Origin of the sequence: Roseibium sp. MMSF_3544 (genome assembly GCF_030732845.1) — a bacterium.
In the GTDB taxonomy this organism is placed as follows: Bacteria; Pseudomonadota; Alphaproteobacteria; order Rhizobiales; family Stappiaceae; genus Roseibium.
The window spans coordinates 213,253-238,752 of the sequence record NZ_JASHKA010000011.1; the positions used below are offsets into that span (position 1 = coordinate 213,253).

The following is a 25,500-nucleotide window of genomic DNA, read 5'->3' on the forward strand; positions in this document are numbered from 1 at the left end:
TTTTCAGCTTAGTGTGTCTGTTGGCGGTCTCTGCTTGCAGTGTTGGACCAGGAACACCACTCATTGTTGCGATGAAGGCGGATAAAAGCCAGTTGAACGGCAATGTGCCGACGCCTCAAGGCTATGGGCCACCGGTCAATCCTGGCGAGTCCAGAGGGCTTATCAATCCTGAGGACCGGAAAGAAACTGCAGCCTATCTGGAATCGCTTGCGTCGGAGTAGCAGGACGCGCACCGCTTCGGAGTGCAAGTCCGCCTGTCCCAAATTTGCGGCGGAATGATCGGCTGAAAGTCCGCGGAACGGTTTGAAACTCTCCCGACAACATCGATAATCTCCGATCGAATTCATGCATTTCATCGATACCGGGTCTTTCAAGGTGTGACCTAATCGTTTGAATTCGGACGTCCGTTCGACGCTTCAGAAATCCATTTTAAAAAACAGTCCAAATTTAGGTGGCTAGTTTCGCAAAGACGGATGCGCAATCGGTTTCAGGCTGCTAAAAGGGCCCCGCCGCGCACACTTCGCCTGGTGTTTGCACGGCTGTGTCGTTAACACGCGAGGATCCGCGCCATGGAGGAATTCCACAAGATCAAACGGCTGCCGCCGTATGTCTTCGAACAGGTCAACCGTCTGAAGGCGAGGGCGCGCGGGGCAGGGGCGGACATCATTGATCTTGGCATGGGCAACCCGGACCTGCCGACACCCAAGCACATTGTCGACAAGCTGACCGAGGTCGTCCAGGATCCAAGGACGCACCGGTATTCGGCCTCCAAGGGCATTCACGGGCTTCGCAAGGCCCAGGCGGCCTATTACGGGCGCCGTTTCGGAGTGAAGCTGGATCCTGATACACAGGTCATCGCAACACTTGGCTCCAAGGAAGGCTTTGCGAACATGGCTCAGGCGATATCCGCGCCTGGAGACGTGATCCTGAGCCCGAACCCGAGCTATCCGATTCATACGTTCGGGTTCCTGATGGCAGGTGCATCGATCCGTAACGTTCCCGCCGAGCCGGGCGCTGCGTTTTTCGATGCATTGGAGCGGGCCGTCATACATTCGGTACCGAAACCAATTGCGATTATTCTGTGCTACCCGGCAAATCCGACGGCCTATTGCGCCGACCTCGATTTTTACAAGGACGTTGTTGCTTTCGCCCGCAAGCACAACATTTTCATTCTGTCGGACCTTGCCTATTCGGAGATCTATTTCGGGGCGACACCTCCACCCTCCGTGCTTCAGGTTCCAGGTGCGATGGACGTCACCGTCGAGTTCACCTCGCTTTCGAAAACCTTTTCCATGCCGGGGTGGCGCATGGGCTTTGCAGTGGGAAATGAACGGCTTGTCTCCGCACTTGCCCGTGTGAAGTCCTATCTCGACTACGGCGCATTCACGCCCATTCAGGTGGCCGCGACTGCCGCGCTGAACGGTCCCGAAGACTGTATTGTCGAGACCCGCGAGGTCTACCGCAAACGACGCGATGTCGTCGTCGACAGTTTCGGTCGCGCAGGCTGGAACATCCCCGCACCCGAGGCGAGCATGTTCTGTTGGGCCCCGATTCCGGACCGGTTCCGAAGCCTGGGCAGCCTTGAATTTTCCAAGCTGCTGCTGGAGCGAGCGGACGTGGCTGTCGCACCGGGCATCGGCTTCGGCGAGCATGGTGACGAATATGTGCGCATCGGATTGGTGGAAAACGAACAACGTCTGCGCCAGGCCGCGAGAAATATCCGCCGCTTCCTTGAAACTGCAGATCAAAAGCTGCACAACGTCATCCCGCTCGAGACATCTGGCTGAAAAGAACTGGACTGAATTGTAAATGGCTGAAGCTTTGAAAGTCGGCGTAGCTGGCCTTGGCACCGTAGGCGCGTCCATGGTGCAGCTCCTGGAAAAACACGGCGCTCAAATCGCACGTAAATCCGGTCGAGCCGTCGCGGTAACAGCCGTGAGCGCGCGCGATCGTTCCAAGGATCGCGGCATCGATGTTTCGGCTTTCGATTGGTATCAGGATCCCGTTGAAATGGCGGCGAACGCGGATATCGACATATTCGTCGAACTGATCGGCGGCGAAAGCGGGCCGGCGGAGGACAGCGTCAGGGCCGCGCTTGCGCGCGGCATTCACGTCGTGACCGCGAACAAGGCATTGCTGGCGCGCCATGGTGTCGACCTCGCGGAAGCTGCCGAAGCAAACAACGTCTGTCTGAATTATGAAGCGGCTGTCGCCGGCGGAATTCCCATCGTCAAGACCTTGCGGGAATCGATGGCAGGGAATGACATCAGCCGTGTCTACGGCATTCTCAATGGCACCTGTAACTACATCCTGACGCGTATGGAAGCCGACGGGATCGGGTTCGAGGAATGCCTTGCGGATGCGCAGCGGCTTGGATACGCCGAAGCCGATCCGACCTTCGACATTGAAGGCAATGACACGGCGCACAAGCTGGCGATCCTGACGAGCCTTGCGTTCGGGACGAAGATCTCCAGCGACACTATCTTCATGGAAGGCATTACGTCGATCACGACCGCTGACATTCAAGCTGCGGATGAACTGGGCTACAGGATCAAGCTCCTTGGTGTGGCTCAGCGCACGGAGACCGGTATTGAGCAGCGTGTGCATCCGACCATGGTGCCGAAATCCTCAGCCATCGCGAGGATTGACGGTGTCTTGAACGCCGTTGCTGTCGACGGTGATTTTGTCGGCGAAATCGTGCTGGTTGGACCAGGCGCTGGCGGTAACGCCACAGCATCCTCGGTTGTTGCCGATATTGCCGACATTGCCAGAGGTGACGAAACCCGCGTTCTCGGCATGCCGGCCGCGGACCTTGAAGCGTATGAGCGCGCGCGCATGCGCCTTCATGAGGGTGGTTATTATATCCGTCTTTCGGTTTTCGACAGACCGGGTGCATTTGCGGAAATTGCCCGTTGCATGGGCGAGGCCGGGATATCGCTGGAATCCATCGTTCAAAAGCGTCACGCAACTGAAGATGCGCCGGCAACTTATGACGCCGATACGCCTCAACCTGTCATCTTGATCACGTATGAAACGACCGAGGTCGCGATTAAAGAGGCCCTCGACGTGATCATGTCCAAGGGTGTTGTTGCCGAACAGCCGCAAATGATCCGGATTGAAAAACTGAATTGATGAATGAGTTGCCCGACCTGACGTCGCGTGGGGAGAGACTGGAGATGTTGATGTCCAATACTGAAAATCAGTCGCCGAGTGGACTGGATCGGATTCTGACCCTTGAACTGGCCCGTGTCAGCGAGAGAGCGGCCGTGTCGGCGGCACGTTTGCGTGGTCACGGCGACGAAATGGCGGCTGACCAGGCGGCAGTGGACGCAATGCGGCGCGAACTCAACCGTCTGCCGATCGATGGCACTGTGGTGATTGGCGAAGGCGAGCGCGACGAAGCCCCGATGCTTTATATCGGCGAAAACGTTGGAACGAAGCAGGGCCCGAAAGTCGACATCGCGCTCGATCCTCTCGAAGGAACCACGATTTGCGCGAAGAACCTGCCGAATTCTCTTGCGGTGATAGCGCTCGCGCCTGAAGGCGATCTTCTGAATGCTCCCGACAGCTATATGGACAAGATCGCAATCGGGCCCGGCTACCCGGCCAATCTGATTGACCTCGATGCACCCGTTGCAGACAACATTGCCGCTGTCGCAAAGGAAAAGGGTGTAAAGGTCAATGAAGTGACCGCTTGCGTGCTCGACCGGCCGCGTCACGCCAGACTGATCGAGGACATCCGCGCAACCGGTGCCGCCATCCGTCTCATTGGTGACGGCGATGTCGCTGGTGTCATTCACACCACGGATCCGGACGAGACGGGGATAGACATTTACGCGGGTATTGGGGGCGCACCGGAGGGGGTCCTTGCTGCTGCCGCCCTTCGTTGCATTGGCGGACAGATGCAGTCCCGCCTGGTGATCACGCGCGACGAGCAGGTCGAACGCGCACACCGCATGGGTATTGAGGATATCAAGAAGAAATATACGCTTGAGGAAATGGCAGGGCCGGATGTGCTCTTCGCAGCAACCGGCGTTACCGACGGAAACTTCCTTCAAGGCGTGCGTTTTGGCCGACAGCACATCACGACACATACAGTTGTCATGCGCTCCTCCACGGGCACAGTTCGTTACATCAAGGCCCAGCATACGGATTTGGAAAAGTTCCATTTGGATTGAAGCCTGGATCAAGATCGGCTCTGAATGCTCAATAATTCCGGAGAGGAAGAAAGACGGCTTGTATTGGGGGTCGCGCGTTCGGCGAACGACAATGCGTGGCGCGAAAGGCTGAGCCCGACCGATACCCGTAATGCGATGGCAATCGCGCAGATGCACGGATTGCCGGATGTTCTTGCGCGCGTTCTGGCCGCCAGGGGCGTCGTCGCCGATCAGGCGGCGGACTTTCTGGCGCCTTCCATCAAAAACCTGATGCCGGATCCTTCCAGGCTTGTCGATCTCGATGACGCCGTAATGCGGGTTGCTGACGCAATTCAAGGTGACAGGAAAATCGCGATTTTCGGCGACTACGATGTCGACGGTGCCACGTCCTCGGCCATTTTTGCCAAATACCTGCAATGGCTTGGACAAGATCCGGTCATTCATATACCCGACCGGATCATCGAAGGTTATGGGCCCAACGGGCCGGCGATCGAACATTTGCACCAGAGCGGCGCGGAGCTCTTGGTCACGCTCGACTGCGGCAGCACCTCTTTCGAAGCTTTCGAGACGGCGCGGAAACTGGACCTGGATGTGGTTGTCATAGATCACCACCAGGTCGGCGAGACCCTTCCCGAAGTGGTCGCGCTCGTCAACCCGAACCGTCAGGACGATCTGTCAGGTCAGGAACATCTGGCGGCGGTCGGTGTAACCTTCCTGTTTTTGGTCGGTCTGAACAGGGAACTGAGAAGGCGAGGCGCGTTTCAAAACGGGCAACAACCCGACCTGATGAGCTTGCTCGACCTCGTGGCGCTCGGAACGGTTTGCGATGTTGTTCCGCTTCGCGGGCTGAACCGGGCCTATGTCACACGTGGGCTCGCGGTCATGCATCAGCGGCGCAATTACGGATTGACGGCGCTCGCTGATGTTGCGCGGGTAAGTGGCCGCCCGGCGCCCTATCATCTGGGATTTCTGATCGGTCCGCGGATCAATGCAGGCGGACGCATCGGTGACGCGGCACTGGGAGCAAGATTGCTCACGACGGAAGACCCGCACGAGGCGCGTGCACTTGCAGAGAGGCTGGATCAGCTGAACAGTGAGCGTCAGACGATGGAAGCCTTGATGCTTGAACAGGCAGGTGCCGAAGCGGTTGCCGCGATCGAGCAACGCGACCCTTCTGTTCTGCTGACAGGGTCTGAGGATTGGCATCCCGGCATTGTCGGTCTGATCGCGTCCCGTCTCAAGGAAGCCCACAGACGCCCTGCGTTCGCGATCTCTTTTGACGAAACGGGAAAGGGAACGGGATCCGGTCGGTCGATTCCTGGTGTTGATCTCGGCAAGGCTGTGCGGCAAGCGGTCGAAGACGGCCTCCTGGAAAAGGGAGGCGGTCATGCAATGGCGGCCGGTCTCACGGTCCATCGCGACAAGGCATCGGACCTGGAGGCGTTTTTCAACGAGACATTGCAAGCGGACGTCGACGCTGCAACAGCACATCGGGAAATCAAGGTCGATGCCGCATTGACGGCAACCGGGGCAACCTTGGACCTTATGGAACTCCTGGAAAAGGCAGGACCATATGGGGCTGGGCATTCAGAACCGGTATTTGCCTTTCCAGCGCACCGGGTCACGTTCGCTGATGTCGTCGGCAAGGGGCATGTCCGGGCGACGCTGGCAGCCGGCGACGGCTCCACATTGAAGGCTATCTGTTTCAAGGCGGATGACAAACCGCACGGCAAAATGCTGCTTGAAGGCCGGGGCCGGAACCTTCACGTTTCCGGCAGTCTTTCGATCGACACATGGCAAGGAACACCCAAGGTTCAGTTGAGGATTTTGGATGTTGCCGATCCGCAGAAAAGCCGCCACTAACGAGCGCTGGGAAAGCGCCCATTAACCAAACTCTAAGGGTCCTCGCATAGCCTCAATCCACGAAGGAATCGTTGAGGAACGGCCATGCGTGCTCAGAATGAGCTATCGCCCTATTTTGCGGAAATCGACAAGCGTGCTGACAACGCGTTGCGCGGCATTCGTGAAGTGCGCCGGTCGGCGAAATTCAAGGGCCTGCCTAAAGAGCCCAATGGTGCCTTGACGGGAACGGGGTTTCTCATTGTTCTCGCAGTCTTCGCTGGCCTCTTTCTGGATTGAGGCAAGTCTTCCCTCCTGACTTGAAATTGCCGCAGACGCGGCATTATGTACGGCGCTTCAACAGGCGGAGCACCGACGCGTCATGACGGATTATTCAATTGCAATGTGGTCTTACAATCTCGGCCGTGCGCCGGCTTCGGTGGAAGACTTTGCTGCAGAGATTGAAAAGGGCATGGCGCGTGCAGCCGCCGCAGGAGCGAAGTTGCTCATGCTCCCGGAATACCTGATCGAGTGCTGTCTTGCCTTCAAGCCTGAAGGATTGCGTCCTGACCAGGAAATGGCATTCCTTGGGGAAGTTGGGCGCGAGCTCATACCGTTGTTGTCAAAGCTGTCTGAAAAACACGGCATCTCGTTGCTGGCGGGCACGATGCCGGTCCGTTTCAACGGTGGACTGAGCAATACAGCGTTTGTTGTCACCCCGGATGGACGGCAGATACGGCAGGACAAGCTGTGCCTGACCCCTTTCGAACAATGCAAGGATACGTGGTTTCTGACGCCGGGCGATCATCTTCAGATTTTTGAGCTCGACGGACTGAAAATGGCAATCCTGATTTGCCTTGATGTTGAAATGCCCGCGCTCAGCAGCCTGCTTGCCAGACACGAACCGGATCTGATCCTGGTCCCGTCGATGACCGAAAAACTGTCCGGCTACCATCGGGTCTACGGATGCTCCCGGGCGAGGGCTGTCGAGTTGATGTGCGCGGTCGCAGTATGCGGTGTCGTTGGCGTCTCAAAGGGCACGACACAAAACGACTCGAACGTTTCCGGCGCGGCGCTCTATCTTCCCTGTGAAGAGGAGTTCGGTTTCAGCGGCATCGGCGCCGAAAGTGAGCCGACAGACGGTGCTCAAGGCGATGACCTCTTTTTGCTTGCACATGTGCCCGTTGAACAGCTTCGCCGGTTGAGAAGCGGAAAAGCGGAAGTCTGGCCGGGAGCATGGACCGCCAATCATGTTTCGGTCCGTGCCGGATGAACACGAAAATATGAGCCGGCAAATAAAATGATGGTGCACAATGTGCACTTTTCGACTGGACGGACACAGCAAAAATCACTATACGTGCCATTCCTATGAAAGGTGTGGAGATGAGTTTCGCCAAGGCAATAAAGGCACACGATGCCTCGTGGCTGCACGGTATTAAAGGCTTGTTTTTAAAGCAGAACCGTTTGCAGATTGCGGCATTGTGCGTTCGGCCGGGTGAACGGGAAAACGAGATCTTGCTCGTCTCGACTCGTGACACCGGTCGATTGATTCTGCCGAAGGGTTGGCCGGAAAAGAAAAAGCAGGCTTTTGAGACCGCTGTTATCGAAGCTTACGAAGAAGCGGGTGTGATCGGTAAAGCCGATACCAGGCCGATAGGCACTTTTCGGTCCTTTAAGGGACTTGATGATGGTTCGAGGCTCCCGACAAAGGTCCTGGTCTTCAGACTGCAGTTCGAGAAGCAGTTGAAGAAATTTCCCGAAGTCGGTCAACGGAAACAGATTTGGCTGCCTCTTTCAGAGGCGATTGCTTCGGTGGACGAACCCGCACTTGGCCGGTTCCTGCACCGTCATCGGGCAAAAATCGGATAACAATACCCGTTCACGCTGGTCTGGGTCCGTACCCTGAACCCAATTCCCTTTGCGCAGCGGCAATCTCAGGACATCGATGGCTGAGCAGCGAGTTGAGCGGACGCTTCAAGTGACAGGTGCGCCCAGACTGGAAGATGATCGGACGCGACGCGAGCCGTCTTTGATTTGTGCACACCCGCCTGGCGAACGGTGAATTCGGGGCTGGTGATGATCCTGTCGAGGCTCCCGACGGGCAGGGGACTTGGAAAACTCTTGCCGGGCGTCGTCACTTCATAGCGTTCTTTGAGCAATTTCATGCTGCGGGACGTGTCCCGCCATTCGTTCAGATCGCCGATGAGCACTGTGGGCAGATAATCGAGATGCTCGTGAAGCTGGTGCATCAGTGAGGCGATCTGCTTTTTCCGAAAGTGGCCGACAAGGCTCAGATGCATTGCTGCGACCCGGATCTTGTGCCCGTCGACGTCTAAATCCGCAGCAACGGCGCCGCGTGGTTCCAATGTCGGCAAATCCAACCGCCGATAGGCGTCAATGCCGATCGAATTGCGCACAAGGATTGCATTGCCGTGCCAGCCGAGACTTTTGCTTCCCTTGGCAAATGGCACGGGCCGGTAGTCGGTTTTGTACAGGATACTGTCACGATCCAAGGTGCTCTCGCGCGGCCCGAACCGCTTGTCGGCCTCCTGCAACGCCAGAATATCGCAATTCAGTTCCTCAATGACCTTGAGCGTCCGCTCCGGCCGACGTCTTGCGTCGACACCGATGGCTTTTTGGATGTTGTAGGAACCGATTTTGAGCATGTCGTTAAGAGTGGCGGGTTTTATCGTTCATTTGCAAGTAAAGGGTTTGAAATAGCTGCACAAGCCGTTGGCGTTCGCCAAGGCTAATCGTGCTTATTGAGTGTCTGTGGCAAAGAAAAACCCTTGTGAACATCTCCACAAGGGTTTTTCGTCACGAATTGGAGAGTCTCGTCAGGCGGCTTCAAGTTCCTGTGCCGATTGCACCAGGAGACCTGAAACGTAGTCCATGAACGACACCCAGGCTTCGACAACAAATGTTTCCTCTGCCACGCGCCAGACCATCACCGGGGATTTGTGAAAGACTGTCCGGGCCACGGTCCCGACCGGAAACGCCTCCAGCGAGAAATCGATGAAGATGCCCGTGTTGAGCAGCCAAACTGCTTTTTTGCCGCTCAAGATGATCGCGTCGGACCGCTCTGAAATGTCGACGAGCGCATGAGGATGGGCGCCGAGCCCGCTTTCCATCTGCTCAAAGACCGACTGGAGCTCGTCTTCAGGTGCCAGTAACGTCCATTCATCCGGACCCATCCAGAGTGCGGCGCGCTTGTCACCGGTTTCACTGGACAGCGGTTTGACCGGCAGCGGGACGCCGAAGGCAGTCCCTGCATCGTTCAGCGCGGTTTCCCGTGCCCGGAACGAAAGTCTCGTCAAGGGGGATGCCTTGAGGATCGAGAGATCGTTTTGGTTCAGGAGAGGGCTTGCGCCTGCATCAGGTGTGATCAGATCGCTTGCCAGACCATCAGACATTGATCCGTGCTCCTTCCTTGTCATAGAACACCGTGCCGGTCACCTCGACCGGTATGCTGCCTTCCGGCATGGGCACGTAGAGGGTTTTTCCATCGAGCGCATGACCGTTCTTCACCACCGCAAGCGCGATTGAGCGGTCAAGAGCGGGGCTATAGTACGACGATGTGACATGCCCTTCTGCCGGCGTTCCGGTTGCCGGTGTTTCAGCAGTTGTGATTTGCGCACCTTCCTCAAGTTTCACCTTCGGATCCTTGGTAAGAAGGCCGACAAACTGCTTCCTGTTGTCTGCCACAAGGTCTGGTCGCTCCAACCCGCGTTTTCCGACGAAATCGAACTTCTTCTTACCGATGGCCCAGGTCATGCCCGCATCCTGCGGCGTCACGGTGCCGTCGGTGTCCTGCCCGACGATGATGTATCCCTTTTCTGCGCGCAGAACATGCATGGTCTCCGTGCCGTAGGTGGTGCCACTGTGCTTTTCGATTTCCTTGGCCAGGGTTTCCCACATCATCTTGCCATGGCGGCGTGGAACGTTGATTTCGAACCCGAGCTCACCGGTAAAGGAGATACGGAACAACCGGCAGGGGACGCCGCAGAAAGTGGCTTCCCTGACGCTCATATGCGGGAAGGCGTCGTTGGACAGATCAACACCTTCGATGAACGGCGCAATCACCTCTCGGGCCTTCGGACCCTGAACCGCGGCGACGGCGTACTGCTCCGTGGTTGAGGTAATCCAGACATCGAGATCAGGCCACTCTGTCTGCAGGTAGTCTTCCATCGTGGCAAAGACGCTTGGCGCGCCGCCCGTCGTCGTCGTGACGTGGAAGCGGTCTTCTGCAAGTCGCCCGATGACACCGTCATCGGTAATGAAACCGGCATCGTTCAGGAGCAGACCATACCGGCACCGGCCCGGGGCGAGCTTCTTCCATGGATTGGTGTACATCCGTTCCAGGAACTCGGCCGAATCGGGCCCGACAACTTCGATCTTGCCGAGCGTCGATGCGTCGAACAGACCGACGCTGTCGCGGACAGTCTTGCATTCGCGGGCGACAGCCGCGTGCATGTCTTCACCATTTTTCGGGAAGTACCATGTCCGTTTCCATTGGCCGACATCCTCAAAGACACCGCCGTTGTCGACGACCCAGTCGTGAGACGGCGTCTTGCGTACCGGGTCGAAGAAGTCGCCACGGGCAACGCCCGCAAAAACGCCAAAAGTTGTCGGTGTATAGGGCAGGCGGAATGTTGTCAGTCCGACATCTGTCATGGGCCGCTCAAGCGCACCGGATGCAATCTGAAGTGCATTCATGTTCGAAAGGCGCCCTTGGTCGGTGGCCATGCCGGTCGTGGTGTAACGCTTGATATGCTCGATCGACTGCATGCCCTCGCGAACGGCCAGTTTCACGTCCTTGGCCGTCACATCGTTCTGGTAGTCGACGAAAGCCTTGACGCGTGAAGCGTTGCGGTCGTGGGGCAGGGCGCCGAGCGTTCCACCGTCTCCTGCTTCGCCGCCCGTTGCCGTGGCGTAAGTGATTGTCGCGGACTTTCCGGTTGCCGCTTTTGCAGCTTCTTCACCGGCGGCATATCCGTCTTCAAGGGTTGCCTGCAGGCCGTAAAGGCCTTTGGCGGCACCGACCGAACGTTCCTTTTGTACCGACTTGCCTGGCACATAAGCGCCTTTGTCCGCATCCCACACGACTTTACCGCGGGATTGAGAGTACAGGCTGACGGTTGGGGTCCAGCCACCGGACATAAGGAGCGCATCGCAGTCGACCTGACCACCTGAGGCGACCTGGCCGGAGGTCATCAGCCGTCCAAGCAGGGCGGACTTGATCCGTTTGCGGCCGAGCGTTCCTGTGACGATGCAGCCGGCTTCAACGCGGATACCGCGCGCCTTGGCAATCGACATCAGGCTTTCCGGCGGCGTTTCGCGCATTTCGACAATCGCCGCCACTTCAACGCCGTGATCGGCCAGGTCGAATGCTGCTTGCCATGCCGTGTCACAGGCGGTTGCGACCACGACCTTGTGACCGACTTTTACGCCGTATCGATTGAGATAGGTGCGGCCGGCTTCGGCAAGCAGGATGCCTGGCCGGTCATTTTCCGGGAACACCATCGGACGTTCGATCGAGCCGGCAGCGATCACGACTTCCTTTGCGCGGACTTGCCAAAGGCGTTCGCGCGGCAGCTTCGGATCGGGTGTCGGCAGGTGCTCCGTCACCCGCTCGACAAGCGCGATGTAATTGTGCGCAAAGTAGCCGAATGCGGTGGTTCTGCTCAGCAGTGTGACATTGTCCATTGCTTGAAGTTTGGCGACAGCATCCGCAACCCAATCTGCCGGCGCTTTGCCGTCGATGGTGGCGTTCGCCTCTGTCAGCAAGGATCCTCCGAATTCCGCCTGCTCGTCACACAGGAGGACCTTTGCCCCGGTTTCTGCTGCTGCGAGCGCTGCGGCCAGTCCGGCTGGACCGGAACCTGCAACCAGTACATCGCAATGGGCGTAAAGGTTTCCGTAGTGATCGTGATCCGGATTCTTGGGCGGTTTCCCGAGACCTGCAGCTGCACGAATGACCGGCTCATAGACCTTGTCCCAGAAGGATTTCGGCCACATGAAGGTCTTGTAGTAGAAACCTGCCGGGAAGAACATGGACAGCCTGTCATTGACTGCACCGACGTCGAACCCGAGCGATGGAAACCTGTTCTGGGAAATCGCTTCCAGCCCCTGATAGAGTTCGACCTGCGTCGCGCGCAGGTTTGGGGTCTGGTCACCGTTCCGGTAGACGCCAACAAGCGCATTCGGTTCCTCTGAACCGGCGGTCAGGATCCCGCGCGGGCGATGATACTTGAATGACCTTCCAACGAGATGGACACCGTTTGCAAGAAGTGCCGAGGCGAGCGTATCGCCCTGGTGGCCCTGCATCTCTTCGCCATCGAAAGTGAAGGTGAGTTGTTGGGACCGATCGATCCGGCCCCCCTTTTCGGTCCGAAATGGCTGGCTCATTTGCCGGCCTCCTTGGCGAGCTCTTCAAGATCAGGCATCGGTTCGCCGGTCTTGTAGAATTTCAGGAATTCGTCACTGACGGTATTGCGCACGGCATTGAAAAAACGGCCGCATCCATGGATATGACGCCAGCGTTCCACGTAGACACCCTTGCTATTGGACCGCATGTAGAGAAAATTGACCCAATCCTCGTCGCTCGTCTGCGACGGGTCGGCGGGTCTTGCAATATGGGCTTCGCCGCGGCAGGAAAACTCGGTTTCCGGGCGTGAGACGCCGCAATAGGGGCAGTAAACCAGCAACATCTGACGAGATCTTTCCTAGTGCGCGACGGCAGCGGCAGCTGCTTCGTCGATGAGGCGTCCGGTCCGGAACCGGTCGATGGTGAAAGGGGCGTTGATCGGGTTCGGCTCGTCCTTGGCGATCGTGTGCGCGAAGACGTGTCCGGAGCCCGGTGTTGCCTTGAAGCCGCCGGTTCCCCAGCCGCAATTCACGTAAAGGCCAGCGACTGGTGTCTTGGACAGGATTGGGGAGCGGTCTGGGGTCACGTCGACGATACCGCCCCAGTTGCGCAGCATGCGCATGCGCCGGAAATGCGGGAAAAGCTCACAGATCGCGTCAATCGTGTGATTGGAGATATGGATGCCACCCGTCTGGGAATAGGAAATAAACTGGTCCGTGCCGGCGCCGATAACCAGTTCGCCCTTGTCGGATTGCGAAATGTAGGCGTGGATCGTGTTCGACATGACCACGCAGGGAAAGGCTGGCTTCACCGGCTCGGACACGAGCGCTTGAAGCGGAAAGGATTCCAGCGGCATGCGCACACCGGCCATGTCCATGACCGTGGAAGTGTGACCCGCGGCGACAACGCCGATTTTCTTCGCCTTGATAAAGCCTTTGGACGTTTCGACGCCTTCAACGGCACCGTCCTGTCCGCGCCGAATGCCCGTCACCGCGCAATTCTGGATGATATCGACGCCAAGATCATCGGCCCCACGTGCATAGCCCCAGGCCACGGCGTCGTGCCGCGCAGTGCCGCCGACGCGCTGAAGGGCCGCGCCCATGACGGGATACCGGATGTTCTTCGAAATGTTGAGAGGAGGGCAATATTCCTTTGCCTTCTCCGGTGTCAGCCACTCGTTCTGCACGCCAGCCAGGCGGTTTGCATGAATGTGTCGCTGCGCGACCTGTACGTCGTGTACCGTGTGCGCGAGCATCATCACGCCGCGTGCAGAGTACATGACATTGTAGTTGAGCTCCTGCGAAAGGCCCTGCCACAAGCCGATCGCATGGTTGTAAAGTGCTGCGCTTTCTTCCCAAAGATAGTTAGACCGCACGATCGTCGTGTTCCGGCCGGTATTGCCGCCGCCGAGCCAGCCTTTTTCGATCACCGCAACGTTGCGCACACCGTGTTCCTTGGCGAGATAGTAGGCCGTTGCCAAACCGTGCCCGCCGGCGCCAACGATTACCACGTCATATTCGGTCTTGGGCTCCGGCGATCGCCATTGGCGGCCCCAGTTCTGGTGCGCGGAAAAGGCATTCTTTGCCAGTTCCAGAAAGGAATATCGCTTCATGAAGCAGCGGCTCCGCACGTTTCAGACAACTTCCGGGCGCAAACACCGTAAGCTCAGCCTGATTTGTTGAATGACACAAAACGGGACCATACCGACGCGGGTTGGCCCAGTCTATTGCCGCGCATATTCGCGATTGCACATGCATTTGCGTATCAGGTTTCAGTCGCTTGTTTGTCAGAATACGACATAGGTGTCGCTTCTGTTTGGGCGCTCAAAGCGCTGATCTCGGTTTTCGCGTTTTCGCCCGGTTCTACATCCTGACGATTGCGCAAAAACATCAATTTTATTGACGATTTACGCATTCCTTACATCAGAGGTCGTTTCGCTTCTTGCAATTGAAACAAGGGCCGGTAACTCTCCATGAAACAACAGATAGGGGAGAGCCTTCCATGGAAGTTCGTGCAGCCGTGGCCGTAGGTGCCGGAAAACCACTTGAAGTAACCACCGTAAACCTTGAAGGGCCGCGGGCCTTTGAGGTTCTGGTTGAGGTCAAGGCAACGGGTATTTGCCATACCGACGAGTTCACCTTGTCAGGCGCCGATCCGGAGGGGCTTTTTCCCGCAATTCTCGGTCACGAGGGAGCAGGCGTTGTTGTCGAAGTCGGCCCGGGTGTGACGACGCTGAAGCCGGGTGACCATGTCATTCCGCTTTACACGCCAGAGTGCCGTAACTGCGAATATTGCCTCAATCCCAAGACCAATCTCTGCCAGGCGATCCGCTCTACGCAGGGTCAGGGCCTGATGCCGGACGGCTCCTCCCGTTTCACCACGCTGGATGGCGATCCAATCCTGCACTACATGGGCACGTCCACATTTGCCAACTACACGGTCGTCCCGGAAATCGCACTCGCGAAGATCCGGCCGGACGCTCCCTTCGACAAGGTTTGTTACATCGGTTGCGGAGTGACGACCGGTATCGGCGCCGTGATCAACACCGCAAAGGTGGAGGAGGGGTCTCGCGCGATCGTCTTTGGTCTCGGCGGCATCGGCCTCAACGTGATCCAGGGCCTGCGTCTTGCGGGTGCTGATCAGATTGTTGGTGTTGATCTCAACCCGGCCAAGGTTGAGATGGCGACCCGCTTCGGGATGACGGATTTCGTAAACCCGACTGAGGTCGAGGGAGATCTCGTGCCTTACCTGGTCGACCTGACCAAGGGCGGAGCGGACTATACGTTTGATGCGACCGGCAATGTTGGGGTTATGCGTACTGCGCTTGAAGCGGCCCACAAGGGCTGGGGTGAGAGCATCATCATTGGTGTCGCGCCCGCCGGCGCTGAGATCGCGACGCGCCCGTTCCAGCTCGTGACGGGCCGCTCCTGGCGCGGAACGGCCTTCGGTGGAGCGCGTGGCCGCACGGATGTGCCCAAGATCGTTGACTGGTACATGGACGGCAAGATTGAAATCGATCCGATGATCACGCACACAATGCCGCTTGAAGACATCAACAAGGGCTTTGACCTGATGCATGCCGGCGAGTCGATCCGGTCAGTCGTTTTGTACTGACGCGGATCGCACATTGGGGTGCGGGTAGTCGAATCAATTGGAGATCCGGAGCGACACCACGACAGGAGCATTTCTGTTCGTGGGTTGCCCGGATTTCCGCAAGTTCTTCGCGCGCCAAAGGTTCCAGGCGAGTGGATTGATTTTCAGATAGGCGACTTCAGATGAAAACTGTTTCGGAAAACAAGGCCTTTGGCGGTGTTCAGGGTGTCTACAGCCACATGTCGGAGGCGTGCGGCGTTGAGATGACATTTGCGGTCTATATGCCGCCTCAGGCGCTCGATGGGCCTGTTCCCTGTCTCTGGTATCTGTCTGGACTGACCTGCACACACGAAAACGCCATGACCAAGGCCGGTTTACAGGCACATGCGGCCGAATTCGGCATTGCCCTGGTGTTTCCCGATACCAGCCCGCGTGGCGACGGTGTCGCCAACGATGACGCTTATGACCTGGGGCAGGGTGCAGGTTTTTATGTAAATGCGACGGAAGCTCCCTGGAGCCCTCATTTCCAGATGGAAACCTATGTTGCCGGCGAATTGCGCGACCTTGTGACCGAACATTTCGCGGTGTCTGTTCATCACGGCATCACCGGCCATTCCATGGGAGGTCACGGGGCCTTGACGCTCGCAATGAAATATCCGGGACATTACCAATCTCTGTCTGCCTTCGCACCGATCTCAAACCCGACGGCGTCGGATTGGGGAAGAAAACAGCTGGGTGCCTACCTGGGTGCAGACGAAAACCTTTGGCAGGGCCACGACGCATCGCTGCTTTTGAAGGACAAGGGCTGGGTCGGTGATGTCCTGGTTGATCAGGGCGCGGATGATCAGTTCTTTGACCTCCTGAAACCGGATGCTCTTTCATCCGCACTCATCGAGACCAAGACGGCGCATTGTTACCGGCTGCAGGAAGGCTACGATCACTCGTATTATTTCGTTGCGACATTCGCCCGCGATCATGTCGCCTGGCATGCGGACAGGTTGAAGAACTAGCGGTCTCAGAACCGCGGTCTGACACGGATCGCTCCCAGTGTCAGTGAAATCCAGCTGACAATCAGGAACATGCCGCCGATCGGCGCGGCCATGGGAAACAATCGGTCGTTGGCAAAGGTTCTGCTGAACAGATCACCGCAAAACAGAACCAGTCCGGCTGTCAGCAGAAATGCCGTGATCGGAAGTAGCAAAACCTTGCGAATTTGCGCCAGGATACCGATGCCGAGAAAGACCGGTGCGTGGAACATCAGCATCTGAGCGGCTGTTGTCAGTGAGGTCCCGTTTCCCGCATGTGCTGCCAAAGCCATGCTGACAACGCCAATCGCACCTGCAACACCGCTCAGGACGAGGCAATAACGCAAAAGACCCGCAGTCGGTTCAGGTGGCGGCGCCATTGGTTTGATCATTTTCTATTCCTGAATATCTCATTGCGGCCGGATAGTGATGTCCGGCCGCCCGGTATTCAGGCCGCAAACCCGCGTTTTTTCAAGAGGGCATCGATTTCAGGAGCCCGCCCTCTGAATGCCTTGTAGGTCTCCGCGGGATCTGGATGACCTCCTGCGGAGTAGATATGCGTCAGTAATCTTTCGGCAGCTTCGGGATCGAAAATGTCGCCAGCTTCTTCGAAAGCTCCGAAGGCATCCGCGTCCATCACTTCGGACCACATGTAGCTGTAATAGCCCGCAGAGTAGGCGTCCCCGGAAAAGACGTGCTGAAAATGGGGAATGCGATGGCGCATGGTAATTGCCGCCGGCATTCCGATTTTGTCGAGCTCTGTCTTCTCGAACGCGGCGATGTCCAGATCACCCGGATCGTCCAAGAGATGCAATTCCAGATCGATCAAGGCAGAAGACGTGTATTCTACGGTGGCAAAACCCTGGTTGAAATTGGCCGCAGCAAGAAGCTTTTCCAGCAATTCCGGCGGCATCGCGTCACCCGTTTTGTAGTGTGTCGCGAATTTGGACAGGACTTCGGGTTCAGAAAGCCAGTGTTCATAAAGCTGCGACGGCAGCTCTACGAAGTCACGCACGACACTGGTTCCAGATATCATCGGATAAGTTACGTCGGACAAGAGCCCGTGCAACGCGTGACCGAACTCATGAAACAGGGTACGGGCATCGTCGAATGTAAGAAGTGTTGCTTCGCCAGGGGCCCCTTTCGAGAAATTCATCACGTTGACGATGATCGGCGAGATTTCGCCGTCAATCTTGTGCTGTGAGCGAAATGCGCTCATCCAGGCGCCAGAGCGTTTGGAAGGCCGTGCAAAATAGTCGCCGAGGAAAAGACCAACATGCTTGCCGGAACGGTCAAGAACTTCGAACGCACGCACATCAGGATGATAAACCGGTAGGCCGTCCAGTTCTTTGAATGTCAGCCCGAACAAGCGTGTTGCCGTTTCAAAGGCTGCTGCAATCATGTTGTCGAGTTGGAGGTAGGGTTTGAGCTCCGTTTCATCGAGGTCATGCTCTGCCTTGCGGACCTTTTCAGAGTAAAAGCGCCAGTCCCAGGCTTCGATGGGGTGGTTTTCACCTGTTTCCGCCGCCATCTCCGCCAGCTTCGCTTGCTCCTCGCGAGCCTGCGCAACTGCCGGTTCCCACACCCTGGTCAGCAACTCGCGAACATTGTCGGGTTTTTTTGCCATGCTGTCGTCGAGTTTGAAGGCTGCGAAATTGTCAAACCCAAGCAGGTCGGCCTTTTCCGCACGTAATGCCAGCGTTTCAGCGATGATGTCCCGATTGTTGGTTTTGCCGTCGCGCTCGCCCCGCGCACTCCAGGCTCTGAACGCCTCTTCGCGCAAACTCCGGTTCGTGGAAAATTGCAGGAACGGTTCGATGCTGGATCTGGAAAGGGTAATGACATGCTTGCCATCGACCCCGCGTTCCTTTGCTGCCTCTGCGGCCGCAGTCAGCAAGAAGTCGGGAAGCCCGGCACGATCTTCCTCTGTTTCCAGGACAAGTTGGTAGTCCGATTCATCCTTGAGGATGTTCTGCGAAAACTGCGTTCCCAGGGTCGCGAGCCGCTGCGAAATGTCCGCCATGCGGGACTTGCCGGTTTCATCCAGACCGGCACCGGCCCGTTGAAACATCTTGTGGTACCGCTCAAGAACCTTTGCGTCTTCGGAATTCAGGCCAAGCGAATTGCGCTGGTCCCAAAGCGCCGCAATGCGCGCGTAGAGCTTCTCGTTCAAGAGCATGTCAGAGGAATGTTTGGCAAGTTTTGGCGCAACGTCCCGCTCAATCGCTTGCAAGGCCTCATTGGTATCGGCGCTGGAGAGATTGAAAAATGTGCGCGCGACCTTTGTCAGCCGCTTGCCGGACCCTTCAAGCGCAACAATCGTGTTTTCGAACGTTGGTTCCGCGAGCTGGTCCGCTATTGCATCGCTTTCAGCACGGGCTTCTGCCATCGCAGTCTCGAAGGCTTCCTCGAAGTGTCCCGGATCGATATCGCTGAATGGCGGCAGTTCGAATGGAGTTGTCCAGTCGGCGAGCAGCGGATTGGCGGTCATGAAAGTCCTCGGTGGATGATGTCAGAAAGTTCACAGAAATATGGAGCTCGATGCCCCATGTTCCAAGGGTTGATGTCACCACATGCTCTTGGCAGCCCGTTCAGGCCAGGCCTCGTCATAGGCCCGCCCGTCGAAGCCATCCTTGATTTCTTGCATGATCGCGCCCGGCGTCGGCAGGTCGCCGTCTGAAATCCGGCTCTCCGGCCTCCAGAGCCCTGCTCGCATGATGGCGCGTGCGCACTGAAAATAGACCGCGTCGATCGTAATGACGATGACGGATCTCGGCTGACGGTCTTCTTTTTCGAACGACGCAAGCAGATCCGGGTCGACGGAAATAACCGCTTTGCCGTTTGCCCTGAGAACATTGTTCCAACCGGGTACCATGAACATCAGCGCAACACGCGGATCGCGGATGATATTCCGCAGCGAATCAATTCGATTGTTGCCGCGCCGGTCCGGAAGTAGCAGCGTCCGGCCATCCTTTATTCGAACGACAGGGCCGTCATCGCCGCGCGGAGAACAATCAAGGCCCTCGGGACCGCATGTGGAGAGTGCGCAAAACGCCGCGTTTTCGACGATCTTCCGGTATGCGGGACTAAGCGAATCAATCTCCTTGATCAGAGATGCCTCACCGACTGATCCGTAATGGGTGTGCAATTCTTCGAGCGACGAAAGAATGGTCATAAGTATGTGTCCTGATAGCGAAAAAGGCGAGTAGCGGAGGCGATTGCAGCCTATCTTTGCAGCGCCACCGCCGTCAATTGAACCTGAACCCTGTGACAAGATTGTTTTCGTGTACAACTTTCGTCTAAGCGGCTGAAGATATTTCCGTTTTTCGCTCGGGCGTTAGGAATATTTTGCGCTGCCAAAATCAAATCAATTAAGATGTTGTTTGTTTGCAGAAAAACAGATGCTGCAATGCAATAATTCTTGACTTAATGAAGCTGCGATTAGCCGTGAATACTTCGAAAGTCTAATGAGTTTCCTGCCGGATGCGATCCGATAGTCGTATTGCTGATTTGTAATGTCTTTTTCTACAGTTCCACCGGCTTGCGGTTTTGGCAGTGAGGTGCCGGTGTTCCGGTCGGGGAACAGTCCAGAATTGCTAGCGGCTGTACAGCTATCGCAGATGCGTCCAAAGGGGGCGCATCGTGCCTTTCTGGGAGGAAAGTATGAGCTTAATTCGCAAACCCTTTAATCGTCGTTCCATTTTGCGCGCTGGTGCGCTCGGTGGTACCGCGCTTGCCATGCCCACGGTCTTCTCGAGCCGGGCCTGGTCGCAGGGTTACCTCAACGAGCCCACCGGTTCGACGGTAACACTGGGTTTCAACGTCCCGCAGACCGGACCTTATGCCGACGAAGGCGCAGATGAACTGCGCGCATACCAGCTTGCCGTGAAGCACCTGAACGGAGAAGGCGACGGCGGAATGCTGAGCACGTTCTCGTCCAAGGCGCTCAAGGGCAACGGTATCCTTGGCAAGAAGGTCGAATACGTCACCGGCGACACCCAAACCAAATCGGACGCGGCGCGCGCATCCGCGAAATCCATGATCGAAAAAGATGGTGCGATCATGATCACCGGTGGTTCGTCCTCCGGCGTGGCCGTTGCTGTCCAGGCGCTTTGCCAGGAAGCAGGCGTGATTTTCATGGCCGGCCTGACCCACTCCAACGACACCACTGGTAAAGACAAGAAAGCCAACGGCTTCCGTCACTTCTTCAACTCCTACATGTCGGGCGCTGCGCTCGCACCGGTTCTGAAGAACGCTTATGGTGAAGACCGCAAGGCCTATCACCTGACTGCAGACTACAACTGGGGTTACACCACAGAGCAGGCTGTGCGCGAGTCCACGGAAGCTCTGGGCTGGGAGACTGTTGAAACGGTCAAGACGCCGCTCGCAGCGACGGACTTCTCCGCTTACATCACACCTGTTCTTCAGTCCGATGCGGACGTTCTCGTCCTGAACCACTACGGTGGTAACATGGTGAACTCGCTCACCAACGCGGTTCAGTTCGGTCTGCGCGACAAGCAGGTGAACGGCAAGAACTTCGAGATCATCGTTCCGTTGTACTCGCGTCTGATGGCAAAGGGTGCCGGTGAGAACGTTAAGGGCATCTTCGGATCCACCAACTGGCACTGGTCACTGCAGGATGAAGGCTCCAAGGCCTTCGTGAAGTCCTTCGGTCAGGAATACGGCTTCCCGCCGAGCCAGGCTGCGCACACCACCTACGTGCAGGCACTGCTTTATGCCGATGCGTGTGAGCGTGCCGGTACGTTCAACCCATGCGGCGTGGTTGAAGCCCTCGAAGGCTTCGAGTTCGACGGTCTGGGCAACGGCAAGACGCTTTATCGTGCCGAAGATCACCAGTGCTTCAAGGACGTTCTCGTGGTGAAGGGTAAGGAAAACCCGAGCTCCGCGTTCGACCTTCTTGAGATCGTCGAAGTGACGCCGGCAGCTCAGGTTACCTATCCGCCGGATCATCCGCAGTTTGCGGGCGGTGCGCTGGGAACCTGTAACCCGGGCGCCTGATATCCTTGATTGCGAAGGGGCAGGGCGGTTTTCGTCCTGTCCCGTTTCCTTGAAATTCTGCGCGGTTGGGGGCCACCGCGACGCGCGCTGAACATCCGAGTTGAGAGCGATGGACGCGATACTTCTTCAAATTCTGAACGGTCTGGACAAAGGCTCGGCCTATGCGCTGATTGCCCTGGGCCTGACCCTCATCTTCGGAACGTTGGGCGTGGTCAATTTCGCGCATGGCGCGCTGTTCATGATCGGGGCTTTCTGCGCGGTTACCCTCAGCCGTCTGCTTTCTCTGTCCTTCGTCACTATCGATGAGACGCAGACAGACTTTCTGGGCAATCCGCTCAAGGTGGAAACACCTTATGTCGAAGCATGGTTCGGCCCGGAAACAGGGGCTGCGATCATAGATTGGTCGGTTCCACTCGCGATCCTGTTCTCCATCCCGATCATGGCTCTTGTAGGCCTGTTCATGGAACGCGGTCTGATCAAGTATTTCTACAAGCGTCCTCATGCGGATCAGATCCTGGTGACATTCGGTCTTGCGATCGTTCTTCAGGAGATCATCAAGTATTTCTTCGGTGCAAACCCGATCCCGACACCGGCGCCGGATGCCTTCGCGGGCAGCCTTGATTTCGGTGCGATGATCGGCATGGACCCGAACGTCATCATCTATCCCTACTGGCGTATCGTCTACTTCCTGTTTGCCGCCGGCATTATCGGCGCGGTGTTTGCGTTCCTGCAGTTTACAACCTTCGGGATGGTGGTGCGCGCCGGCATGGCCGACAGACAGACGGTCGGACTTCTGGGGATCAACATCGACAAGCGCTTCACCTTCATGTTTGCGCTGGCTGCCGTGGTCGCGGGCCTTGCAGGTGTCATGTACGCGCCAATCAACTCGCCCAACTATCACATGGGAATGGACTTCCTGGTGCTCAGCTTCGTTGTGGTTGTCGTGGGCGGCATGGGCTCTCTTCCGGGCGCAGTTCTGGCCGGGTTCCTTCTTGGAATTCTTGAGAGTTTCGCCTCAATGGCACAGGTTGTCGCGCTTCTGCCAGGCATCAACCAGATCATCATTTATCTAGTTGCAATCGTGATCCTCCTGACCCGTCCGCGGGGTCTGATGGGCCGCAAGGGTGTTATGGAGAGCTAACTCATGCTTGGACTCAACAAAAAAGACACCTCTCTGTTCCTTCTTGTCCTGGTTCTGGTGGTGCTGGCTCCGTTTCTGCTCAATCCGTTTCCGGAAAATTCCGAACTGGCCCAGTTCAATGCCGGATATCCCGATCTGATGCAGAGGTTTCTGATCTTCGGTATCTTCGCGATCGGCTTCAACATACTGTTCGGCCTCACCGGATACTTGAGTTTCGGTCACGCTGCCTTCCTTGGCGTAGGGTCCTACGCCGGCGTCTGGATGATGAAACTGCTGACGATGAACGTCATTCCGGCGATCTTCATGTCGGTCATTTTCGCCGGATTGTTTTCGCTGCTTGTCGGATACATTTCGCTGCGTCGATCGGGGATCTACTTCTCCATCCTCACACTGGCTTTTGCCCAGATGTCGTTCTCGCTGGCTTATTCGGTGCTGACACCGATCACCAACGGGGAAACCGGCCTGCAGCTTGCGCTTGATGATCCTCGCATTCTGGGCGTCAGCCAGGAAAACGGTGCAATTCCGGCGGCAAACCTTTTCGGTCTTGCAATGCGAGAAAGTTATGAGCTCAGTCTGGGCGGCTGGTTGTTCACCTTCAACGCCGGGTACTATCTGTGCGCGGTGGTCATGATGATCGCTTTCTACGTTGCCGTCAGAATTTTCCGCTCGCCGTTCGGCATGATGCTGCGCGCCGTGAAGTCGAACCAGCAGCGCATGAACTTCACCGGTCTGAACAGCAGGCCTTATACGCTCGCCGCGTTTGTCATCTCCGGAATGTATGCCGGTCTTGCCGGCGGACTGATGGTGGCAATGGATCCGCTTGCCGGCGCGGAACGCATGCAATGGACAGCGTCGGGCGAAGTGGTTCTGATGACCATCCTGGGCGGCGCTGGCACGCTGATCGGTCCGGTGCTCGGCGCAGGCTTCATCAAGTACTTCGAGAACATTTTCTCCAAGATCAACGACAACGTGCTCTACGGCTGGTTCTCGGCCCTGCCAGAGGGCGTCGCCGATTTCCTTGTCTTTGTCATTCATCCGTTTATCGGCAAGGGCTGGCATTTGACACTCGGCATCATGTTCATGCTGATCGTGATCTTCCTGCCCGGTGGCATCATGGAAGGTGTGGAACGGATCGGCCGTCTCTTCAAACGCAAATCCTCTGACAAGGATTCCTCGGCGCGCGCCTCGGCCGCTCCTGCTGAATAAGGTGATTTTAGATGGATATTTTGCGTGTCGAGGATGTGAACAAATCGTTTGGGGGCTTGAGGGCCCTCAACAATGTTAACTTCTCAGTAGAAGAAGGAACGGTTCACGCAATCATCGGTCCGAACGGTGCCGGCAAGTCGACTTTCCTGAACTGCCTCATTGGAAGGTTGATACCGGATACCGGCTCCGTGATGTTTGGTGATATTTCGCTGACGGGCATGAAACCCTATGAGATCAACCAGGTTGGTGTGTCCCGAGTGTTTCAGACACCGGAGATCTTCGGGGATCTTACCCTGATGGAAAACATCATGATCCCGGCCCTTGCGAAGCGGGACGGCGAATTCCAGTTGCACGCGTTCAAGAATGTCGCCAGCGATGCCGAAATCTGCGACAAGGCTATGCATATGCTTGAAGACGTCGGGCTGGCGGAGAAGAGAGATAGTATAGCGGGCTCACTGTCCCGCGGCGACAAGCGTCGCCTGGAACTCGCCATGTGCCTGTCGCAGGATCCGAAGCTTCTTCTTCTGGATGAACCGACGGCGGGCATGTCGCGGGCCGATACCAACAACACGATCGATCTTTTGAAGCGCATTGGCGACCGCGGCATCACCAAGGTGGTGATCGAACACGACATGCATGTGGTGTTCTCGCTCGCAGAAAAGGTAAGCGTCCTTGCCCAGGGCGCGATCATCGCCGAGGGCAAGCCGGAAGATATCAAAGGCGATCCGCGCGTTCAGGAAGCCTATCTCGGAGGAGCGCACCTGTGACCATTCTCGAAGATCAGTTCGCCGGCAAGACGGCGCCGGCAATCAAACCGAAACCGGCGCGGGGCACGGCACCAGCGTTTTTCTCGGCATGGGACCTCCACTCCTATTACGGTGAGAGCTACATTGTACAGGGCGTCAGTTTCGATGTCCGCGAAGGAGAAATCCTGGCGCTTCTCGGGCGGAACGGTGCGGGCAAGACATCGACTTTGCGCACGATCGCCCGCATGGATGATCCAAACCTGACACATGGCGAGATCTGGCTCGATCACAAGCCCTTGCATGAGATGAAGAGCTTTCAGGCAGCGCGCGTGGGTGTCGGTCTTGTCCAGGAAGACCGATGCATCATTCCTGGTCTGACGGTTCAGGAAAATCTCGAACTTTCGCAAATCGCGGAGCCAAAAGGGTGGTCGATTGAACGGATCTATGACCACTTTCCGCGCCTGGCCGAACGCCGGTCCCAGGAGGGCGTTACGATGTCCGGCGGCGAACAGCAGATGCTGGCTGTTGCACGGATTCTGGCCAGGGATATCAAGCTATTGCTCCTCGACGAGCCATATGAAGGTCTTGCTCCGGTGATCGTTCAGGAAATCGAGCGTATCCTCGAGGGCGTCAAGGAACTCGGAATCACCACAATCATTGTGGAGCAGAATGCGATCGCCGCGCTGCATCTGGCTGACCGCGCCGTCATTCTGGACATGGGCGAGGTCGTTTTTGACGGCACCGCCCAGGAAGTTCTCGACAATGCCGAACTGCGGCAGGAGTATCTTGCGATCTGACACGACGCAAGCAGACTTGAAATAAGCCGGCGCCAAGCGCCGGCTTTTTTGTTTGCACAACCTACTCATTGTTAATCTTGCCGTAATTTGCTGGAGAGCTTTATTGTCTT

Annotated in this window: 22 protein-coding genes; 14 read left to right on the forward strand and 8 right to left on the reverse strand. The window is 57.0% G+C overall.

Features of this window, described 5'->3' with window-relative positions; all coding sequences use genetic code 11:
• Window positions 1-569: 569 nt before the first annotated feature.
• From RBB47_RS17585 to RBB47_RS17615, 7 genes are all read left to right on the forward strand, one after another.
• Window positions 570-1,787, forward strand: coding sequence for an LL-diaminopimelate aminotransferase (locus tag RBB47_RS17585; protein ID WP_305987163.1), 1,218 nt, complete (start codon window positions 570-572; stop codon window positions 1,785-1,787).
• Window positions 1,788-1,809: 22 nt separating this feature from the next.
• Window positions 1,810-3,132 (forward strand): homoserine dehydrogenase, encoded by a 1,323-nt coding sequence (locus RBB47_RS17590; protein WP_305987164.1) that lies wholly within the window; start codon window positions 1,810-1,812, stop codon window positions 3,130-3,132.
• A 44-nt stretch (window positions 3,133-3,176) separates the two neighbouring features.
• A complete protein-coding gene (glpX, locus tag RBB47_RS17595; RefSeq protein WP_371932810.1) occupies window positions 3,177-4,178 on the forward strand; it encodes a class II fructose-bisphosphatase in 1,002 nt (333 codons plus the stop codon).
• A 24-nt stretch (window positions 4,179-4,202) separates the two neighbouring features.
• The gene (recJ, locus tag RBB47_RS17600) at window positions 4,203-6,020 is read left to right on the forward strand and encodes a single-stranded-DNA-specific exonuclease RecJ (RefSeq protein WP_305987166.1); all 1,818 of its coding nucleotides are present in this window, start codon (window positions 4,203-4,205) and stop codon (window positions 6,018-6,020) included.
• An 84-nt stretch (window positions 6,021-6,104) separates the two neighbouring features.
• The gene (locus RBB47_RS17605; protein ID WP_305987167.1) at window positions 6,105-6,296 is read left to right on the forward strand and encodes a hypothetical protein; all 192 of its coding nucleotides are present in this window, start codon (window positions 6,105-6,107) and stop codon (window positions 6,294-6,296) included.
• A gap of 82 nt (window positions 6,297-6,378) precedes the next feature.
• Window positions 6,379-7,269: a nitrilase-related carbon-nitrogen hydrolase gene (locus RBB47_RS17610; protein ID WP_305987168.1), complete on the forward strand. Its 891-nt coding sequence runs from the start codon at window positions 6,379-6,381 to the stop codon at window positions 7,267-7,269.
• 110 nt (window positions 7,270-7,379) lie between these two features.
• Entirely contained in the window at window positions 7,380-7,865 is a 486-nt protein-coding gene (locus RBB47_RS17615; RefSeq protein WP_305987169.1) for an NUDIX hydrolase, read from the forward strand.
• A 65-nt stretch (window positions 7,866-7,930) separates the two neighbouring features.
• Here the strand turns inward: RBB47_RS17615 and RBB47_RS17620 are convergent, their stop codons facing one another.
• From RBB47_RS17620 to RBB47_RS17640, 5 genes are all read right to left on the reverse strand, one after another.
• Complete coding sequence (locus RBB47_RS17620; protein WP_305987170.1) at window positions 7,931-8,662, reverse strand: endonuclease/exonuclease/phosphatase family protein; 732 nt, start codon at window positions 8,660-8,662, stop codon at window positions 7,931-7,933.
• A gap of 171 nt (window positions 8,663-8,833) precedes the next feature.
• A complete protein-coding gene (locus RBB47_RS17625; RefSeq protein ID WP_305987171.1) occupies window positions 8,834-9,409 on the reverse strand; it encodes a sarcosine oxidase subunit gamma in 576 nt (191 codons plus the stop codon).
• Window positions 9,402-12,404, reverse strand: a complete 3,003-nt coding sequence (locus RBB47_RS17630) for a sarcosine oxidase subunit alpha family protein (protein ID WP_305987172.1) — start codon at window positions 12,402-12,404, stop codon at window positions 9,402-9,404. Before RBB47_RS17630 ends, RBB47_RS17625 begins: the two co-directional genes overlap by 8 nt.
• Entirely contained in the window at window positions 12,401-12,706 is a 306-nt protein-coding gene (locus RBB47_RS17635; protein WP_305987173.1) for a sarcosine oxidase subunit delta, read from the reverse strand. The genes RBB47_RS17630 and RBB47_RS17635 overlap by 4 nt, the downstream gene beginning before the upstream one ends.
• A 15-nt stretch (window positions 12,707-12,721) precedes the next feature.
• Window positions 12,722-13,975 carry a sarcosine oxidase subunit beta family protein gene (locus RBB47_RS17640; protein ID WP_305987174.1) on the reverse strand — a complete coding sequence of 418 codons (1,254 nt, stop codon included), beginning with the start codon at window positions 13,973-13,975 and terminating at the stop codon, window positions 12,722-12,724.
• A gap of 389 nt (window positions 13,976-14,364) precedes the next feature.
• On the opposite strand from RBB47_RS17640, the gene RBB47_RS17645 reads away from it, so the two are divergent.
• Window positions 14,365-15,477 (forward strand): S-(hydroxymethyl)glutathione dehydrogenase/class III alcohol dehydrogenase, encoded by a 1,113-nt coding sequence (locus RBB47_RS17645; RefSeq protein ID WP_305987175.1) that lies wholly within the window; start codon window positions 14,365-14,367, stop codon window positions 15,475-15,477.
• A gap of 161 nt (window positions 15,478-15,638) precedes the next feature.
• Window positions 15,639-16,466, forward strand: a complete 828-nt coding sequence (gene fghA / locus RBB47_RS17650; RefSeq protein ID WP_305987176.1) for an S-formylglutathione hydrolase — start codon at window positions 15,639-15,641, stop codon at window positions 16,464-16,466.
• Window positions 16,467-16,471: 5 nt separating this feature from the next.
• Here the strand turns inward: fghA and RBB47_RS17655 are convergent, their stop codons facing one another.
• The 3 genes from RBB47_RS17655 to RBB47_RS17665 all read right to left on the reverse strand — a co-directional run bounded on the left by RBB47_RS17655 (window position 16,472) and on the right by RBB47_RS17665 (window position 19,656).
• The gene (locus RBB47_RS17655) at window positions 16,472-16,873 is read right to left on the reverse strand and encodes a DUF423 domain-containing protein (protein ID WP_305987177.1); all 402 of its coding nucleotides are present in this window, start codon (window positions 16,871-16,873) and stop codon (window positions 16,472-16,474) included.
• A gap of 56 nt (window positions 16,874-16,929) precedes the next feature.
• Window positions 16,930-18,972, reverse strand: a complete 2,043-nt coding sequence (locus RBB47_RS17660) for a M3 family metallopeptidase (protein WP_305987178.1) — start codon at window positions 18,970-18,972, stop codon at window positions 16,930-16,932.
• 75 nt (window positions 18,973-19,047) lie between these two features.
• Window positions 19,048-19,656 (reverse strand): pyridoxamine 5'-phosphate oxidase family protein, encoded by a 609-nt coding sequence (locus RBB47_RS17665; protein WP_305987179.1) that lies wholly within the window; start codon window positions 19,654-19,656, stop codon window positions 19,048-19,050.
• Between the two features lie 488 nt (window positions 19,657-20,144).
• On the opposite strand from RBB47_RS17665, the gene RBB47_RS17670 reads away from it, so the two are divergent.
• From RBB47_RS17670 to RBB47_RS17690, 5 genes are all read left to right on the forward strand, one after another.
• Entirely contained in the window at window positions 20,145-21,500 is a 1,356-nt protein-coding gene (locus tag RBB47_RS17670) for a substrate-binding protein (protein ID WP_305987180.1), read from the forward strand.
• A gap of 109 nt (window positions 21,501-21,609) precedes the next feature.
• Window positions 21,610-22,641, forward strand: a complete 1,032-nt coding sequence (locus RBB47_RS17675) for a branched-chain amino acid ABC transporter permease (protein WP_305987181.1) — start codon at window positions 21,610-21,612, stop codon at window positions 22,639-22,641.
• Window positions 22,642-22,644: 3 nt separating this feature from the next.
• Window positions 22,645-23,847, forward strand: coding sequence for a branched-chain amino acid ABC transporter permease (locus RBB47_RS17680; RefSeq protein ID WP_305987182.1), 1,203 nt, complete (start codon window positions 22,645-22,647; stop codon window positions 23,845-23,847).
• 11 nt (window positions 23,848-23,858) lie between these two features.
• Window positions 23,859-24,614 carry an ABC transporter ATP-binding protein gene (locus RBB47_RS17685; RefSeq protein ID WP_305987183.1) on the forward strand — a complete coding sequence of 252 codons (756 nt, stop codon included), beginning with the start codon at window positions 23,859-23,861 and terminating at the stop codon, window positions 24,612-24,614.
• The gene (locus tag RBB47_RS17690; protein ID WP_305987184.1) at window positions 24,611-25,390 is read left to right on the forward strand and encodes an ABC transporter ATP-binding protein; all 780 of its coding nucleotides are present in this window, start codon (window positions 24,611-24,613) and stop codon (window positions 25,388-25,390) included. Before RBB47_RS17685 ends, RBB47_RS17690 begins: the two co-directional genes overlap by 4 nt.
• Window positions 25,391-25,500: the final 110 nt, after the last annotated feature.